The organism is Neptunomonas concharum (genome assembly GCF_008630635.1).
GTDB classification, from domain to species: Bacteria; Pseudomonadota; Gammaproteobacteria; order Pseudomonadales; family Balneatricaceae; genus Neptunomonas; species Neptunomonas concharum.
In genome coordinates, this window is the sequence record NZ_CP043869.1 from 3,129,309 (window position 1) to 3,147,491 (window position 18,183).

At 46.9% G+C, this 18,183-nt stretch carries 19 protein-coding genes; 6 read left to right on the plus strand and 13 right to left on the minus strand.

What is annotated here, in order from left to right; translation table 11 throughout:
• Positions 1–42: 42 nt before the first annotated feature.
• The 4 genes from F0U83_RS14855 to gpmI are packed head-to-tail and all read right to left on the minus strand — an operon-like array spanning position 43 to position 4,908.
• Positions 43–873, minus strand: a complete 831-nt coding sequence (locus F0U83_RS14855) for a divergent polysaccharide deacetylase family protein (protein ID WP_138989014.1) — start codon at positions 871–873, stop codon at positions 43–45.
• The gene (locus tag F0U83_RS14860; RefSeq protein WP_138989015.1) at positions 873–2,159 is read right to left on the minus strand and encodes a S41 family peptidase; all 1,287 of its coding nucleotides are present in this window, start codon (positions 2,157–2,159) and stop codon (positions 873–875) included. The genes F0U83_RS14855 and F0U83_RS14860 overlap by 1 nt, the downstream gene beginning before the upstream one ends.
• A 45-nt stretch (positions 2,160–2,204) precedes the next feature.
• Positions 2,205–3,308 (minus strand): murein hydrolase activator EnvC family protein, encoded by a 1,104-nt coding sequence (locus F0U83_RS14865; RefSeq protein ID WP_138989016.1) that lies wholly within the window; start codon positions 3,306–3,308, stop codon positions 2,205–2,207.
• Between the two features lie 52 nt (positions 3,309–3,360).
• Positions 3,361–4,908, minus strand: a complete 1,548-nt coding sequence (gpmI, locus tag F0U83_RS14870) for a 2,3-bisphosphoglycerate-independent phosphoglycerate mutase (RefSeq protein ID WP_138989017.1) — start codon at positions 4,906–4,908, stop codon at positions 3,361–3,363.
• Positions 4,909–5,090: 182 nt separating this feature from the next.
• Between gpmI and F0U83_RS14875 the strand changes: the two genes are divergently transcribed.
• Genes F0U83_RS14875 through secB form a run of 3 tightly spaced genes read left to right on the plus strand, consistent with a single transcriptional unit; the run spans position 5,091 to position 6,254 of the window.
• The gene (locus tag F0U83_RS14875) at positions 5,091–5,510 is read left to right on the plus strand and encodes a rhodanese-like domain-containing protein (protein WP_138989018.1); all 420 of its coding nucleotides are present in this window, start codon (positions 5,091–5,093) and stop codon (positions 5,508–5,510) included.
• 3 nt (positions 5,511–5,513) lie between these two features.
• Entirely contained in the window at positions 5,514–5,774 is a 261-nt protein-coding gene (grxC, locus tag F0U83_RS14880; protein WP_138989019.1) for a glutaredoxin 3, read from the plus strand.
• Positions 5,775–5,783: 9 nt separating this feature from the next.
• Entirely contained in the window at positions 5,784–6,254 is a 471-nt protein-coding gene (gene secB, locus F0U83_RS14885) for a protein-export chaperone SecB (RefSeq protein ID WP_138989020.1), read from the plus strand.
• A 51-nt stretch (positions 6,255–6,305) separates the two neighbouring features.
• On the opposite strand, the gene F0U83_RS14890 is transcribed toward secB, so the two are convergent.
• The 7 genes from F0U83_RS14890 to glnA form a co-directional block, all read right to left on the minus strand.
• Positions 6,306–7,178: a M14 family zinc carboxypeptidase gene (locus tag F0U83_RS14890; protein WP_246077914.1), complete on the minus strand. Its 873-nt coding sequence runs from the start codon at positions 7,176–7,178 to the stop codon at positions 6,306–6,308.
• A gap of 95 nt (positions 7,179–7,273) precedes the next feature.
• Complete coding sequence (locus F0U83_RS14895; protein WP_138989022.1) at positions 7,274–7,819, minus strand: FlgO family outer membrane protein; 546 nt, start codon at positions 7,817–7,819, stop codon at positions 7,274–7,276.
• A 10-nt stretch (positions 7,820–7,829) separates the two neighbouring features.
• Positions 7,830–8,489: a hypothetical protein gene (locus F0U83_RS14900; protein WP_138989023.1), complete on the minus strand. Its 660-nt coding sequence runs from the start codon at positions 8,487–8,489 to the stop codon at positions 7,830–7,832.
• Positions 8,490–8,569: 80 nt separating this feature from the next.
• Positions 8,570–9,034, minus strand: coding sequence for a tRNA (uridine(34)/cytosine(34)/5-carboxymethylaminomethyluridine(34)-2'-O)-methyltransferase TrmL (trmL, locus tag F0U83_RS14905; protein WP_138989024.1), 465 nt, complete (start codon positions 9,032–9,034; stop codon positions 8,570–8,572).
• A 69-nt stretch (positions 9,035–9,103) separates the two neighbouring features.
• Positions 9,104–10,522, minus strand: coding sequence for a nitrogen regulation protein NR(I) (glnG, locus tag F0U83_RS14910; RefSeq protein ID WP_138989025.1), 1,419 nt, complete (start codon positions 10,520–10,522; stop codon positions 9,104–9,106).
• Entirely contained in the window at positions 10,506–11,588 is a 1,083-nt protein-coding gene (gene glnL, locus F0U83_RS14915; protein ID WP_138989026.1) for a nitrogen regulation protein NR(II), read from the minus strand. Before glnL ends, glnG begins: the two co-directional genes overlap by 17 nt.
• 252 nt (positions 11,589–11,840) lie before the next feature.
• The gene (gene glnA / locus F0U83_RS14920) at positions 11,841–13,247 is read right to left on the minus strand and encodes a glutamate--ammonia ligase (RefSeq protein WP_138989027.1); all 1,407 of its coding nucleotides are present in this window, start codon (positions 13,245–13,247) and stop codon (positions 11,841–11,843) included.
• A 367-nt stretch (positions 13,248–13,614) separates the two neighbouring features.
• On the opposite strand from glnA, the gene typA reads away from it, so the two are divergent.
• From typA to dtd, 3 genes are all read left to right on the plus strand, one after another.
• Positions 13,615–15,432: a translational GTPase TypA gene (typA, locus tag F0U83_RS14925; RefSeq protein WP_138989028.1), complete on the plus strand. Its 1,818-nt coding sequence runs from the start codon at positions 13,615–13,617 to the stop codon at positions 15,430–15,432.
• 111 nt (positions 15,433–15,543) lie between these two features.
• Complete coding sequence (pip, locus tag F0U83_RS14930) at positions 15,544–16,494, plus strand: prolyl aminopeptidase (protein WP_138989029.1); 951 nt, start codon at positions 15,544–15,546, stop codon at positions 16,492–16,494.
• An 11-nt stretch (positions 16,495–16,505) separates the two neighbouring features.
• Positions 16,506–16,946 (plus strand): D-aminoacyl-tRNA deacylase, encoded by a 441-nt coding sequence (gene dtd, locus F0U83_RS14935; RefSeq protein ID WP_138989030.1) that lies wholly within the window; start codon positions 16,506–16,508, stop codon positions 16,944–16,946.
• On the opposite strand, the gene F0U83_RS14940 is transcribed toward dtd, so the two are convergent.
• Entirely contained in the window at positions 16,943–17,653 is a 711-nt protein-coding gene (locus F0U83_RS14940; protein ID WP_138989031.1) for a tRNA-uridine aminocarboxypropyltransferase, read from the minus strand. The two genes, dtd and F0U83_RS14940, sit on opposite strands and share 4 nt — an antisense overlap.
• Positions 17,653–18,156: a hypothetical protein gene (locus F0U83_RS14945; RefSeq protein WP_138989032.1), complete on the minus strand. Its 504-nt coding sequence runs from the start codon at positions 18,154–18,156 to the stop codon at positions 17,653–17,655. The genes F0U83_RS14940 and F0U83_RS14945 overlap by 1 nt, the downstream gene beginning before the upstream one ends.
• Between the last annotated feature and the right edge of the window lie 27 nt (positions 18,157–18,183).

Sequence of the window (18,183 nt, forward strand, 5' to 3'; positions counted from 1 at the left end):
CTGGGGGGGGGGCGGCTCCCAGCTTTTCATTCTACCCCCGAACTACTGACAGTCGTGACCTTCTGAATAATCACAGCGGGATAATAGATCATGATGTTTGCGCGCTTTTGCACGCAATAAACGACGCTGCTCTTGCAACATTAATAGCGCTGAGGCGGATACTAATTGCACCCCCGCTTCATCAAGTGCTGGAATAGCATCTTGCAAGAATTCGGTGGTAACAGGATAAGGGTGACCAATCACAACAGCATAACCATGCCGCCTTGCAATATTCACTGCGCGCAAGAACTGCTGACTTAAGAATTCACGGGTTTGAAAGTGATCCAGAAAGATATCCCGCTTTAATGCGGGAACACCCGCTTGCTTCGCCACATCCCACGCGACACTTGAGGGTGTCGTTTTGCTATCCAGAAAGAAGACACCCCGCTCTTTAGCAACATCCATCACCCAGCGCATCGGCACCTTCTGCTGCGTTAACAAACTTCCCATATGGTTATTCAACCCAACCGCATAAGGAACAGCATCAAGGCTTTCATTCAAGACTTTCTTGAAGTGAGTTTCACTATAGGACGGCAGTAATGCACCAGGGCCTAGTTTCAAGCGCTGTGTATTGGCCATCGGTGCATGAAGCATCACCTCCTTACCAAACTGATTTGCTTCCCTGGCTAACTGTTCTGCATGAGCGGTATGGGGTAAAACAGCATAGGTCACAGGCCCAGATAAGGCTAAAGCAGCTTGACCTTGCTGTAAGTTATTGCCCATATCATCAATAACAATTACCAGACGAGGCGCTTCATCAGCAGCAAACGCCACGCCTGAAAAGAGCGCCACCCATGCGACCATCAACCAACAAAAGACTCCTTCCAGCTTCATTAAGATTGGTTGGCCCTGCCCACAATTGTCAGTGCTTTGAGTAAATTCAGAGCCTCATACAACTGATAATCCCTCTGCGACAAGCCTTTAGTTGCATCAATCAGCGCTTTATCTGCTTCTTCTTCAGTTTGTCCATTGAAGAGATGTCGGGATAAATCCTTCTCCTTTAAAAACTCCTGAGACTCAACACGCTTAAGCTCGGCCTCCTCCACGACAACATCGGGTAAAATACCCTGCGCTTGGATAGAGCGCCCGCTTGGGGTGAAATAGCGGGCCGTTGTCAGTTTCAAGGCTCTTTTTTCTGCTAAAGGCAAAATAGTTTGTACAGAGCCTTTGCCAAAACTCCCCGTACCCATAATGACAGCACGTTTATGATCTTGTAGCGCACCGGCAACAATCTCTGAAGCAGAAGCCGATCCGCCATTAATCAAAACCACCACAGGAATATCACCAATCACCGTATCTTTTGAGGCCATAAATGAGGTATCTGCGCTCTTTAGACGACCTTCGGTATAAACGATCTTACCTTCTGATATAAAGGCATCGACAACATCCACAGCCGCCTGCAAAACCCCTCCGGGATTATTGCGCAGATCCAAGACCAAGCCCTTAAGAGCCCGATTAGCTTCAAGCTTAACCATCGCTTTTTTTAAGTCTGCACCGGTATTACTCTGAAATTGGGTAATACGTAAATAGCCAAAGTCTTCTCCGAGCATCCGTTGTTTGACACTGGCAACATGAATAATAGCGCGAACAACCTTGATTTCTCGGGGCTTGTCTTCCCCTTTACGAACAATCGTCAGAACAATACTGGTACCAGGCTCCCCTCTCATACGGTTGATCGCTTCATCAATCCCCATATTTTGAATAGGCTCGCCATCAAGTCGCGTTATTAGATCACCCGACTTAATACCCGCTTTCTCCGCTGGTGTATCATCAATCGGAGCAATTACTCGAATAAAACCGTCGTCCTGGCTGATCTCAATACCCACACCTCCAAATTCACCTGAAGTGTGCTCTTGCAGCTCTTCAAAGGCGTCAGGTTCCAAATATGAGGAGTGAGGATCAAGTCCTGCAATCATTCCGCGAATCGCATCTTCAAGCACCTTCGCATCATCGACAGGTTCCACATACGCATTTTTTATACGATCAAATACTTCACTAAAACGGCGCAGCTCCTCTAAGGGCAAGGGTTGAACCAGATCATCCTTCACAGCCTCTGCAGCGGCATGAACAGATAAGCACATGCTCAATATCGCTAGCGATAGTTTTGTTTTAGCCTTCATTGTATTACCCTCAATCGCTTGCCCATTACACACATCCTTTTTACATTACCGGTTCGATAGCCATGAAGCCGGGTTAATAGCCTTGCCTTTATATCGGATCGCAAAATACAGGCCCGGTTCAGCATATCCACCACTATTTCCTAACGTAGCAATCTGTTCACCTTGAGCGACCCAGTCACCTGTTTCTTTCAGCAGCGCATCATTATGTCCATAGAGCGTCATATAACCATCGCCATGATCAACTATCGTCAATAGACCATAACCCCTTAGCCAATCCGAGAATACCACTCGTCCATGGTGCACCGCTTCAATGCGATCTCCAGTCTTACCCGAAATCAACAGTCCATCATAGCGGATATTATCCTGAACATGACCAAAACGACGGCGAGTTTTACCCTTGGCAGGCGCCTTAAGTTTGCCCTTTAGGGTTCTAAACTTCTGGTTATTTTGTGTCAGATTCGCAAGTGATACGGACTTTTCTACCTCTTTTAGCACCTTTTCCAGCCGAGTACGATTAGCTTGCAGCTGACTCAGGCGGTTTTTATCTTCCTTGATCTGTTTATTAAGCGCTGCAAGTGTGCTCTCTCGGCTCTGTCTAACCTCCTGTAAATCAGATAGCTGCTTATCTAATTGTGCCTTTTGATCGAGCATGGCCTGCTTAGTTGTACCAATCGAGAGGTGGGTATTTTTTAAATTCGCTAATAGTTGCTGAAATTCACGCAACTCTGCTGCTTGGGCACTACTAAAACGATCATAGTACTTAAGCATGCGCGACAACTGCTCAGGATCTCGCTGATTTAAGAGCAACAACAGCCTAGGCTGCTGCCCCAGTCGATACTGCTGGCGAACCAGTTCAATTAATCGTTCTTTTTTATCGGCTAACTGATTCTCAAGTCGTTTTTTTTCTGACTCAAACCCTGTTAGATCAACTTTGAGTGTTAGTATTTTCTGATCGATCTGATGTACCTGCTTACCCAGTTCACCAATCTCTTTTTCGACATCAGCAAGCGCAGACGCGGCTTTTGTTTGCTTTTTTAAATCATTTTTTAATTGAGACTGTAGATAGCTGATACTTTTCTTAAGCGTTGCAAGTTGTGACTGTGTCGCCGCCGTATCAGACGCCCATCCCCCTAAGCTGGTAACTAACAAACAGCCTAACAAAAGGAGTGGAAAAAAAGGCCGCAACGGCGGCCTTAGATAATCAGGATAAAGTTGCAAGGCTATGCCCCGTCATTTCATCCGGCTTCGGCAAGCCCATTAGCGCCAGCAGCGTGGGTGCCAAATCGCACAAGGCACCATCCTCAAGACTTAACGTCTGGTTTTTAGGCCCATCATAGATTAAGGCTACAGGAAAGTTTGTATGGGCTGTATGAGGCTGGCCCGTTTCGGGGTCTCTCATCATCTCGACATTTCCATGATCGGCCGTAATCAGGGTTTCACCGCCCACTGCCGCCATCGCCGCCAAGACCTCTTTCAAACTCGTATCAACCGCTTCAACCGCTTTGACAGCAGCATCAAAAACGCCCGTATGCCCAACCATATCCCCATTAGGGTAGTTGCACACAATCAAGTCATACTGGCCACTTTTAATCGCTTCCACCAGCTTAGCGGTCATCTCTGGCGCACTCATCTCTGGCTTTAAATCATAGGTCGCCACTTGCGGAGAGGGGATCAGTATGCGGTCTTCACCAGGATAAACAGCTTCTTGACCACCGTTGAAGAAGAAAGTCACATGAGCATACTTTTCCGTCTCGGAGATACGCAATTGAGTACGCCCTTGCGCTGACAAGTACTCCCCTAAGTCATTGGTGATTGTCGCTGGCGGGTAAGCACACGCCGCGGGAATCGTCGCGGCATACTGGGTCATCATGACAAAGCCTGCCAATGCAGGCCGCACTTGTCGCTCAAAACCCTCAAATGAGTCTTCCACAAAAGCACGAGTAATTTCACGGGCGCGGTCAGGGCGGAAGTTTGCACAAATAACCGCATCGCCATCTTTAATTGCCCCGTTAGTTAATGCTGCTGAACGGATGACAGTTGCTTGTACGAACTCGTCATTCTCATCTCGATTATAGGCTTGTTCTAAAGCTTCTAGCGCTGACTCACACTGGTACGGTGATTGGCTAGCAGTCATCGCATCATAGGCCAACTGCACTCGATCCCAGCGATTATCCCTATCCATCGCAAAGTAACGCCCGACAACCGTGGCTATCCCTCCAACGCCTATCTCAGAGAAAACAGCTTCGGCTCTCTCGATCGATGGCTTCGCTGAACGAGGCGGCATATCACGACCATCCAAGATGGCATGTAAGAACACCTGAGACGCACCTCGTTGTGCGGCCATTCGCAACAACTCAAAAATATGCGCTTCGTGACTATGCACCCCACCTGGAGACAGTAACCCAAAGATATGCACAGCAGCGTTATTGCTGATAGCGCTATCGATAGCCGATGTAAGCACTGGATTTTCGTAGAAGTCACCATCTTCTATCGATTTGGAGATGCGCGTAAAATTTTGATAAACAGGACGGCCCGCGCCGATATTCATATGTCCTACTTCTGAGTTCCCCATCTGCCCTTCAGGCAAACCGACTGCCATGCCTGAAGTTGCTATGCGCGAATTAGGGTTATTCTTTAATAAAGCATCCCACGTTGGCGTATTAGCTACTTCAATAGCAGAGGAAGCGGTGGATTCAACACCAAAACCATCAAGGATTAACAAGGCTTTAGGGGTACGTTTATTACTCATAAAGGTTAAGACCTATCCTATCCATGAAAAAGAGGGACATTTTACTGTGATTCCCTGCAATTGGCTAACCTTCTGCCCCGCCTTCTTCGCTTTGCCTCTTATATGAATGCCGTGGGCATTGTATAATTCTGGCCTTTAAAAGTGGCCGCCTATAACGGCAAAATGACGGTTTAGGAAACATAATGGAACAACTGATTGAATTTGCGTCCAACCATTTCATGCTGGTTGCCGCGTGGGTACTCACATTAATTTTGATTATATGGAGTGAAGGCCAACGAGCAGGCAAGTCGGTTTCACCTGCCATCGCCACACAGCTTATCAACAAACAAGATGCCGTATTGATTGATATACGCACAAAAAAAGAGTGGGATACTGGATATATCACAGGCTCCAGACACATCCCTGTGGCAGACTTATCTCGCCGCATCACCGAAATTGAGAAATTTAAAAGCCGTCCTGTCATTGTCGTTTGCAACCTTGGACAAGTGGCAGGCAGCGCTAGCAAACAACTAAAAGCAGCGGGCTTCGAAAACGTTATGCGCTTGCAAGGTGGCATAACCGAATGGAAAGGCCAAAACTTGCCAATCGTCAAAAAGGCTTAATACATGCGCACTATTATCTATAGCTCTGACTGGTGCCCTTTCTGCGCAAGAGCAAAAATGCTCTTGGATCACAAAGGGGTAACTTACGAGGAGATCAATGTTGATAATAAACCAAAAATTCGAGCTGAAATGACCAATCTCTCAGGTCGCACCAGTGTGCCTCAAATTTTCATTGGTAAAACTCATGTGGGTGGCTGCGACGACCTATTCGCCCTAGAAAGACAGGGCAAGCTTGATGAACTTCTTTCCAATAATAAAGATTAAGGATCAACCATGCCTGATAACGAACAAGCGGCTCAACAGCAGCCACAACCACAGTTCTCCATCCAGCGTATTTATGTAAAAGATGCTTCTTTGGAAACGCCTAACAGCCCTCAGATTTTCACTAAAGAGTGGAAACCTGAAATCAATCTGGAAATGAACACGCGCACAACACCACTCAGTGATGAGCACTTCGAAGTTGTTCTAACGCTTACCGTTACTGCGAAGAATGAAGAAGAAACAGCATTCCTTGTTGAAGTACAACAGGGCGGTATCTTTTTAGTTGCGGGTATGAACGAACAGGAATCGGGTCATGCTTTAGGCGCGTTCTGCCCTAGCATTCTGTTCCCGTACGCTCGCGAAGCAATTGATACAATGGTGACAAAGGCAAGCTTCCCTCCATTGATGCTAGCACCGGTCAACTTTGATGCGCTATACGCTCAACAGCTTCAGCAAAGAGCTGCTCAAGAAAACCAACACTAAGGTGCTCTATAGCTTACCGGTCATTTATCCCAGCAAGCTATAATGAAGGGCTTATGGTTCTTTAAGAACCAAGGCCCTTTGTGACTTAGCCTTACGATCAACCCATCTGACCAAGTCTGTCCACATCCGATTAACATCATGTGGTGTAGGCATAATCCCTGCGTGAGGCAGCTCAATTGTCATCACAGGTATCCCTTTAACAAACCACGCATAATTACCCAATGACCCAGGGTACGTTCCCAACTGACGAAGATATAAAGGCCCCAACTTACGGGGCGGCTTTAGGCTATTACCGTCGAAGTCTAAAATGCCATGGGGAGCATGGACAGAGATAATAACGTCTGGTCGATATTCGTCAATTAGCTGATGAATCATTCGAGTTTCCGGCTCACTTAACGGCTCATGTCCAGGATAGTAGCGAGCCCGCTTTTTAGCACGTTCTCGCCAATGCGCTAAAGGCTCGGGGAAGTTGGGTGCAGGTATAAAATTACGGTTTAAATCCACTTTATTTTTATTCACTCGTGAAGAGCGCTTCTGTAACAAGCCATCAGGGTTTGCCAATGGAATAAAGTGCCAATCAAAAATACCACTATGGTGCTTATGCAACATACCCAACCATTTGAATGTCACACTGACACTAGAGTATTCATCCCCATGAATCCCCCCGATAAATAAGATTCTCGGTGCATCCTCAGAGGTAGCAGCATAGTGCTTTTCTAAGATGGGAAGACCATCTGATGAATAGAATCGAGGCTGATTGAATAATATATCATTACATTCAGCTATAGTGACACTCGAAAGTTTGCTGCCGATTTTTCCACAAATAAGCTGTACGTTAGTAATATCAGGACTGCTTTCGGATGCTGCCCATACGCCGCAGGTAGACGAGATCAGCAAAGTCATAAACAAAAAAAAGAAACGCATATCTGACAACCCAGCCATTACACCAAAAAACAACATAAAATTATGAGCACAAAAAACCGGCTATAAAAGCCGGTTTAGATGGTAGCTATTAACACTTAACGCGTGTTAGTTAGCATCTTGCGAATATCTCTATTCAAAGGCAATCGGAAGTCATGAGATGATAAAACCCGGCTGTCCACAACACTGACCAGACGAGCATTTACGTATACATAATCACCGCCTACAGCATAAGTCCCTACTAGTACTGCATGGGCATCATGGGCAGCACCTACGTTCATCAGCTCACGAGACAACATAAACTCACCAATACGTGGCTGCATAAATAGGCTGTTTCTCAGTCTGACTTCAATTACCTCATAGCCCTTGCCAACTAAATCACCAGCAATGCTGTCACCTACCAGCCGGCCAAACGTCGAAGAACGCTGCAGGTCATCAATATTAACGAAGCTGGTAGCAAGAATTGCTTTATCTTTCGGTATTTCGTCGGCAGTGTTCTTGATCAAAGAGGAACCCACAGAATTAACCACTGCTACCAAATTAACCTTCGCATCCGCAACGCGTACATTTTTGTCAGATGCGCAGCCAACAAGAAACATTGCTGCTAATAAGGCGACCACTTTGGTCCATGTAATATGCGCCATAATCCTCTCCTTAATGATCAGTCACACGGATGGTCCGTACCGACTTGGCTGGCGCAACATAGTGGTCTTTATCGCCAGGATTGATGTAATAGATATTAGTTGATGAATGCTGCAACATGCCATCTTTGGTGACTTGCGTCGTGATAGCAATCTCATGGCTAGTCTCAGGCGACCAGTTACCAATCAGGAAGTCACCCGCTGCCGCCATCGGAATCAGGCCCAACGCAGGTTCCTTCCAATGGTTAATTGGGATAGACGCAACCGCAATGCCAGCCGCCAATGCCGTTAGCGCCCCTTCTGGAGGTCGAATCATGCCACGATCTTTATGCTCGATCAGGTTAACATCATAACTGACTTCCACTGTAGCCTTCGGAGATACCATCACCGCAGCACCCTTAGAAACCAACTCACTGGTCAGCAGCTGTTTAAAGGTTTCGTTGAAAATCGCTTCTTCCGTACCGGCATTAACATATACGGATTGTCCATTGAGCTTCTGGAAAATACCATTCGCTTCGTTTGCCGCCAACACACGCCAATGATGTGCAGCCTGCATTTTCTGTTGCTCAGAAATGGGATACGTTGTTGCGATAGGGGCTTGCGATGTATGCGCATAGAAGCAGCCTGGCAACACCACCGCCATAGCACCCAGAATAGCTATTTTCCTTATCATCATTCTATCCTTCAATTAAAAGACCTGTCGTTTGGCCCTATATTATTCGATTTATTCGCCAAGGTACACGCCGACATTCATTAAGTACAGCCTGAGTAGCCTAACTGGCGCCAAGCTTCGTAAACAACCACAGCGCACGCATTCGAGAGATTCAGACTGCGGCTCTGAGGGCCCATCGGCAACTTCACACGCTGCTCCGGCGGCAAATCTTCCCGCACTTGTAAGGGTAAGCCTCGGGTTTCAGGCCCAAAAAGCAACACATCCCCAGCGGAAAAAGCAACGTCTGAGTGAAATACCGTCCCTTTTGTGGTCAAAGCCCACACTTTACCCGGTTTTATCTCTTCCAAGCAATCCGATAGGTTGTTGTGTACACGTACCGATGAAAACTCGTGATAATCCAAGCCTGCTCTTCGAAGCTTTTTATCGTCTAACTCAAACCCTAAAGGCTCCACCAAGTGTAGCCTAAACCCAGTATTTGCACATAATCGAATAATATTACCAGTATTGGGCGGGATTTCTGGTTCATATAACACAACATGAAGCATAGTAAGCACTCTACTCTAATAACCTTTATGTTGAATTATACGCAACCTGCCCCACAAAGCACCGGCTAATCAGTCATCATCAACCTGTAAGTTCAGCTCTTTAATTTTTCGGGTAAGTGTGTTTCGCCCCCATCCCAAAAGCTCAGCCGCATCACGCCGGCGCCCGGCTGTATGCTTGAGCGCCGTCTCGATCATAATACGTTCAAATGCGGGTACGGCTGTATCGAGAATATGCTGACGTCCGGACGCTAACTGCTGATCAGCCCAATTTTTGAGCGCTTGCTCCCAATTGGAAGTAGTCACGCCAGCTTCACCTTGCTGCTCCACTAGCTCAGGAGGCATATCAGACACCAGAACTTCGCGTCCAGAGGCCATAACCGTTAACCAGCGACATATGTTCTCGAGTTGTCGAACATTACCCGGCCAAGCCAGATTACACATATAGTGCTCGGTTTCAGGGCGCAATACTTTAGGCTCAACACTCAGCTCTTCTGCAGAACGTGTCAGAAAGTAGCGTGCAAGCTTGGGGATATCTTCTCTTCGCTCGGCAAGCTTAGGGATATGAATACGGATGACATTGAGCCGATGGAAAAGGTCTTCCCGAAAACGCCCACTCTCAACCAAAGACTCAAGGTTTTGATGCGTCGCTGCGATAATACGCACATCAACCTTTACCGGTGTGTGCCCACCTACCCGGTAAAACTCGCCATCCGCTAACACTCTAAGCAAACGCGTTTGAGTTTCGGCTGGCATATCACCTATTTCATCAAGAAACAGCGTACCACCATCTGCTTGCTCAAACCGCCCACGACGCGCAGCGGCGGCACCGGTAAATGCACCTTTTTCATGGCCAAACAGTTCTGACTCAATCAGATCTTTAGGAATAGCAGCCATATTCAGTGGAATAAAGGACTGCTTAGCCCTGGGGCTATGTTTATGCAAAGCATGAGCTACTAACTCTTTACCCGTGCCCGACTCGCCATTGATCAGCACAGTAATATTGGAGTGGGACAATCGCCCTATTGCCCTAAACACTTCTTGCATAGCAGGGGCTTCACCGATAATTTCAGCGGTGTCCAATTCCGGGGCCAAAGGAGCGGCCTCCTTTCGCTGCTCATAAGCGTGCTCAACCGCTCTCTTTACGAGCGCAACCGCATCATCCACATCAAACGGCTTAGGTAGATATTCAAACGCCCCACCTTGATAGGAAGATACCGCACTATCCAGATCTGAGTGTGCCGTCATTATTATGATCGGGATGCCTGCATAATCGGCCTGAATTCGCTCCAATAGCTCCAACCCATCCATACCCGGCATACGAATATCACTGATGATGGCATCAGGCTGAGTTTTCGCTAGCTGACCAAGTACTTCGTTGGCACCTTCAAATGTCGTAATTGAAAAGCCCGATTGGCTCAAAGCTCTCTCCAGCACCCACCGGATCGACCGATCATCATCCACTATCCACACATTACCGGACATCGTCATGCTTTTGCTCCAAAGGAATAAAGAGAGAGAAACGGGTCATACCTGGTTCACTAGCGCACTCGATAAGCCCGTGATGTTGATTAATAATGGATTGCGCTATAGATAAACCTAGCCCTGTTCCTTCTGCTCGCCCACTGATCATTGGATAAAAAACCATCTGTTTCATCCCTTCTGGAATTCCAGGGCCATTATCAATAATCTCCAAGCAACAAACTAAGCGATGCCTTTCAGCTCCTAGCGTCACTTGACGCTTTGCGCGAGTGCGAAGCAGTATTTCAGGTGAATCAGACATATTCTCCCGCAGAGCCTGCATGGCATTGCGCACAATGTTCAGCACCGCTTGTATTAACTGCTCAGAATCTCCCATAAACTCAGGAATACTCGGATCGTAGTCCCTCTTTAACTCAATTTCTCCTGCCGACTCAGCTGAAACTAATGAACAAACCCGTTCAAGTACAGCATGGATATTGACATTCGTCATATTAGGTAGCTGTCGCGGGCCCAACAATCTATCCACTAAATTCCGTAAGCGATCAGCTTCTTCGATAATGATTTGGGTGTACTCATGAAGTGAGACATCAGCCAACTCACGCTCCAACAGTTGCGCTGCACCACGAATTCCACCTAAGGGGTTTTTAATCTCATGTGCCATACCGCGAACTAAATTACGTGTCGTAGCATGATGTGATAACAGCTCCTCCTCCCGCTCAATCCTTAACAAACGGTCCCTTGCCTGAATTTCGATCAGCAAAGTACTACTTCTATCCCACGGGATAGGATTAACACTGTAATCAACTGTTAGCTCATCCCCGCTCATTGAGATCAATTTAGCCTCGCGGCGGGTATAGGAGTGCCCTGAATAAACAGACGCTTTTAGTACTTCTATCTCCGAAGCATCCTGAGTTAACCACTGCTCCACCCCAACACTACTCAGGCGCTTCGATGTGGCCGCCAAGAGCATCTCAGCAGCCGGGTTCATGTACTCAATACATAACTGATCATCGAGTAAGATGACACTGGTAGAGAGGTTCTCAAGTATCTGTTTATGTGTTTGTTTTCTAAGCATCCGCGCACCATCCATTACATAGCTTAAAGCAGCAAAAATTGAGCCAACTTCCCAAACTAGGGCAACACACCAATATTCGCGTCAAATCGATACTTCCCCATGTTTATCCCTAAACCCTGCAACGAAGTGAAGAACTTATTGCACCATTATAGTGCACAACAGAAAAACACGTGCATCGTAATGTCGCCTGTAATAAATACAGGCAAAAAAAAAACCTCCCGAAGGAGGCTTTTTATTAACTAAGCAACTGACTTATACAGAGTAGTACAGGTCATACTCAAGCGGGTGAGTTGTCTGGTTGATCTTATCTGCTTCTTCTTGTTTCAGAGCAATATAAGCATCGATCATGTCATCAGTGAACACGCCGCCTTTTGTCAAGAACTCACGGTCAGAATCCAGAGCTGCCAATGCTTCTTCCAAAGATCCAGCAACTTGTGGAATCTCAGCTGCTTCTTCAGCAGGCAAGTCGTATAGATCTTTATCTGCAGCATCGCCTGGGTGGATCTTATTCTGGATACCGTCCAGACCCGCCATCATCAATGCAGCAAAGCACAGGTACGGGTTAGCGATTGGATCAGGGAAGCGCGTCTCAATACGACGTGCTTTAGGGTTAGTAACGTATGGAATACGAATAGAAGCAGAACGGTTACGAGCAGAGTATGCCAGCATAACAGGTGCTTCAAAGTGAGGAACCAAACGCTTGTAAGAGTTAGTACCTGGGTTGGTGATAGCATTCAACGCTTTAGCGTGCTTGATGATACCGCCAATGTAATACAGAGCCATTTCGCTCATACCTGCATAAGCATCACCAGCAAACAGGTTTACACCATCTTTAGACAAAGATTGGTGAACGTGCATACCAGAACCGTTGTCGCCTACGATTGGCTTAGGCATGAATGTCGCTGTTTTGCCGTAAGCATGTGCAACGTTGTGTACGCAGTATTTTAAAACCTGAACTTCGTCAGCTTTTTTAACTAGCGTGTTAGCACCTGCACCGATTTCACACTGACCAGCGGTTGCTACTTCATGGTGATGAACTTCAACATCTAAGCCCATTGCTGTCATGGCGTTACACATGTTGCCACGCAGGTCATGTAGAGAATCGACAGGAGGAACTGGGAAGTAACCGCCCTTCACACGTGGACGGTGACCTGTATTACCGCCTTCAAACTTGCTGTTAGAAGACCATGCAGCTTCTTCAGAAGAAACGGTGTAACCACAACCACTCATATCAGAATGGAAGTGTACTTCATCAAATACGAAGAACTCAGGCTCGGGACCGAACATTGCCGTGTCAGCAATACCTGTAGACTTCAAATACTCTTCTGCACGACGCGCAACAGAACGTGGATCACGCTCGTAGCCCTGTCCTGTTGCAGGCTCAACGATGTCACAGCGAACGATAACCGTTGACTCTTCAGAGAAAGGATCCAATACAGATGCACTGTCATCTGGCAGCAAAATCATGTCAGACTCATTGATGCCCTTCCAACCAGCAATAGAAGAACCATCAAACATTTTACCTTCTTCAAAGAAGTCGTCGCCCATCTGATGAACAGGGATGGTAACGTGCTGTTCTTTACCTTTGGTGTCAGTGAATCGCATATCAACCCACTTAACATCATTTTCTTCAATTAACTTCAGAGTCTTCTCTGACATTTGGCTCTCTCCACAATTAGACGTTGCCAGACGCGTTTTAATCCGGTCTTGAAAATATCGGCCGAAGCCGGTTGATTCTTCTAAAGCAACTAGCGTGCCAATATACAAACGCTTGATTTTAGGTCGCTAGCGCATCATTTTGATCACTCTTCGTGCACCAAAAAAGAGCATAACACAGCAAGTTGCACCATTATGGAACAAAAACACCGCTCCATAGCTCACTGCGCTGCCCGATTAGCATCATACTCCAAGCCACAATAAATGGCTTGTGTAAAAAAGACGTATAAACCTAATTATTAATTAAGATCAACAGCAACAATTGAGTGTATAATGCGCGCTTTATGAAACTCCTTTAAGGTACTTCCACGTGATTGAGAAGCTGAGAAATATCGCCATTATTGCCCACGTTGACCATGGTAAAACCACACTGGTTGACAAATTGCTGCAGCAATCAGGCACTCTGGGGCGTCGAGATGAAGGCGCTGAGCGCATTATGGACTCCAACGATCAGGAGAAAGAGCGCGGCATCACCATTCTGGCGAAAAACACAGCCATTGAGTGGAATGGCTACCACATCAACATCGTAGACACACCAGGCCACGCCGACTTTGGTGGTGAAGTAGAGCGTGTTTTATCGATGGTTGACTGTGTTTGCTTGCTGGTTGATGCGGTTGATGGCCCTATGCCACAAACTCGCTTTGTAACCCAGAAAGCTTTCGACCAAGGCTTACGCCCGATTGTTGTAGTTAACAAGGTCGACCGTCCAGGCGCTAATCCAGACGGTGCTGTTGATAAAGTATTCGACCTGTTTGATTCACTAGGTGCTACAGATGAACAGCTCGACTTTCCAATCATTTATGCTTCTGCCTTGAATGGTATTGCAGGTACCGAACACGACAACCTTGCGGACGATATGACACCGCTGTTCGAAGCGATTATCGAACACGTTAGCCCTCCACAAGTGGATATGGAAGGTCCATTTCAGATGCAGATCTCTGCACTGGATTACAACAGCTATGTAGGCGTTATCGGTGTTGGCCGAGTAAAACGCGGTGTCGCCAAGTTAAACAACCCTGTAAAAATCATCGATCGCGAAGGTAAAGTCCGTAGCGGTAAGATTCAAAAAATCATGGGCTATCTTGGCTTGGAGCGTGTTGATGTTACCGAAGCACGTGCTGGTGATATTGTTTGTGTAACCGGTATCGATGAACTCAACATCTCTGATACCTTATGTGATCCAGAACAAGTAGAAGCTTTGCCAGCTTTGAGTGTTGACGAGCCTACCGTTTCGATGACATTCCAAGTAAACGATTCACCCTTTGCAGGTCAAGACGGCAAATTCGTAACCAGCCGTAATATCAAAGACCGCTTAGACCGTGAGCTAATCCACAACGTAGCATTACGTGTTGAACAAGGCGACTCTCCTGAGAAGTTCCGTGTTTCAGGCCGTGGCGAACTTCACTTATCGGTATTGATTGAATCCATGCGCCGTGAAGGGTTCGAGCTGGGTGTATCGCGTCCTGAAGTTATTCAAAAAGTGGTTGATGGCGAAATTCAAGAGCCTTACGAAATGGTGATGATTGATGTTGAAGAACAACATCAAGGCAGCATCATTGAAGAGTTGGGTAAGCGCAAAGGTGATATGACAAACATGGAAGTGGATGGTACGGGTCGTATTCGTCTATCTTTCTTGATTCCTTCACGTGGCTTGATCGGCTTCCGTAGCCAATTCCTGACGATGACATCCGGCACCGGCATCATGACGTCAATCTTTGATCACTACGGTCCTGTTAAAGAAGGTGAAGTCGTCTTCCGTAATAACGGTGTGCTGATTTCCATGGTAACCGGTAAAGCACTGGGCTACTCCTTATGGAACCTGCAGGAACGTGGCCGTCTATGCATCGTGCCAAACGTTGAAGTTTATGAAGGCATGATTCTGGGTATCCACAGCCGTAGTAACGACTTGGCCGTTAATCCAATCAAGGGTAAGCAGCTAACCAACGTACGTGCATCAGGTACTGATGAAAACATCCAGCTAACGCCAGCGATTCGTTTCACACTGGAACAGGCATTGGATTTCATTGAAGATGATGAATTGGTAGAAGTAACGCCTAATCACATCCGCTTGCGCAAAAAATTCTTAACCGAAAACGAGCGCAAACGCTTCGCTCGTAGCGGTAAGTAATCGCAAACAATCCTAAAAGGCGACTTCGGTCGCCTTTTTCATGCCTTAGATTTCCTTCATCTCTTCGGAGACTTATACTAGAGCAAGGCGAAGCCTCAACAAGGACAGATCATGCGTACTCTCTATCCCGATATCCACCCTTATAAAGAACACCACATTAACGTCAGTGATCAGCATACGCTTTATGTAGAAGAAAGCGGTAATGCCGAGGGGATACCGGTGCTTTTCGTTCATGGCGGCCCCGGTGGCGGAACCAGTAGCGCACACCGCTGCTTTTTTAATCCGGAAAAGTATCGCATTATTTTATTCGATCAACGCGGCTGCGGACGATCAATCCCTCATGCCGATCTCGCCCATAACACCACAGAACATTTAATAGCGGATATGGAAACGATTCGCACTCAGCTCGGCGTGGATGAGTGGCTTCTATTTGGTGGATCTTGGGGATCAACCTTGAGTTTACTCTATGCGCAACAGCACCCTTCTCGGGTTTGCGGCTTAATTCTTCGAGGGATCTTTCTTTGTCGCCAGCAGGATATTCGCTGGTTCTATCAACAGGGAGCCAGCGCAATCTTCCCTGATTACTGGCAAGCCTTTACCCAGCCGATCCCTGCCGCTGAGCGGGGCGATTTAGTCCATGCCTACCATAAGCGGCTTACCTCAGCGAATGAATTAGAGCGTATGTCTGCAGCCAAAGCCTGGTCTACTTGGGAAGGACGCTGCTCGACTTTGGTACCCAATAACCACTTGGTTGATCATTATGCTGACCCGCATACCGCATTGTCGATAGCGCGTATAGAGGCCCATTACTTTGTTAACCACGGCTTCATACATGAAAACCAGATTCTCGATAATGCGCACAAAATAACCCATATCAACACCACCATTATCCATGGCCGTTACGATATGGTATGTCCTATTGAGCAAGCGTACACGTTGCATAAAGCACTACCAGAAGCGGAGCTGCATATCGTAAGAGAAGCGGGCCATTCGGCTTTTGAAGCAGCCATTACTGATAATCTGATAAGGGCAACAGATGAGTTTGCTCGCAGCTTGGCTTAGGAGATTCTCGAATGAAAGGACTCATACAAAGAGTCAAATCCGCATCTGTGGATGTCGATCAAAAACGTATAGGTGAAATTCAGTCGGGTATTCTGCTACTGCTGGGCATTGAGCGAGACGATACCCAAGCCCAAGCCGACAAGCTACTCAAAAAAGTTTTGGGCTACCGTATCTTCGCTGATGAGGAAGATCGGATGAACTTGAGTCTTGAACAAACAGAAGGCGGGTTATTAGTGGTCTCTCAATTCACCTTAGTAGCTGATACCAATAAAGGACTCAGGCCAGGTTTCTCTAACGGCGCCTCACCTGAACACGGTAAGGCACTGTATGACTATTTTGTTCACCAAGCTAAGCAACAGCATAATCAGGTAGAAACAGGAAAGTTTGGCGCTAACATGCAGGTTTCATTACTTAATGACGGCCCGGTTACTTTTTTATTGGAAGCTAATTAGTCCGGCTTACTAGCCATTAGGTACTGCAGTTGCTCACGTGCCGCTAAAGCGGCACCCTTTGTATCCGCGGAACGCCGTGATGCAAAATATTCTGCGTTGAACAGGTCAAAATAAGCATCAAGTACAGATGCACTTTGCTCATCTTGTATATCTCTTAATACGGCAGCGCCCACTTCTGCCGTACAAAGGTGATGGGGCTGTGCCGATTGCCGAAGCTGATAGCGGGACAAACCCGTTACCGTAGGTTCAAACACTGGCAGTGCATCAAGGTAACGACTTAAACGGAACATACGGCGAGCTTGTCGCCAAGTCCCGTCCAGAATAATAAAGGCAGGAATACGCTCATCTGGCCGCTGAACCGCTTCAACATCCACCATTCTTTGCTGATAATCTGCCTCTTGAGGAAACACCAAATAGGGTCGGTACCGCGCATCCGACAATAGCGCAATAAAATCAGGATCAGGATCAGTACGCGACCACTCAAAGGTTTTTGAACCATGGATCGCATCAACAATTAAACGGCCGGTATTACTTGGCTTATAAAATTCATCATGATGGGTTAATAACCAAAAAACGGCTTTAGCTGCGACGCCAGGCTTATCTGTACATAAGCAACGCTGGGCTGGCAACAAACAGGTTTCACAACGTATAACCCTTGAACCCCGCGTTACAAATGGCTTTCGGGGGGCATCTGCTTGATACGCCACTACTGGAGTCTCTTCTCGATTTCTCCTGAGTCAAAGAGCACTGAAGGTGCACCCCACTCAAGTTGCTGACACCCTTTATGCAGCCAATGCAAAATCTGATGCATCTCGGCATAAGACAAAATACTAAAGCCCGTTGCCTCAGCCTGGCCATTTTCAAAGAAGCCTAACTGATAACGTCCATCACGGAAGCTAATATCAAGACGTTGCAGTAATTGCACCGTTTCATCCGTGTGGTCTAACGATTCCTCTTTTAATACGGACTGTTGCTGCTGAGCCTCATCGTGCTCAAACTGCGCCATCGCCGACTGATGTTCAGCGGGCATTTGGCTCACTTTTTCCGATGTCTTTTTAATGAGTTGATCAGAGGCGTCCAGCAATCGCAGAACTAAGCGACGAGTCAGCCAAAAGTCGACCCGCTGATGGCTATTCGATAAATTACCGATCAAGCGAATACGGTCTTCAACGGGGTCAAAATGAAATGAGAGTGATGCAAGGTTTATCATCAATTATCCAATTAGCAACGCTTGATG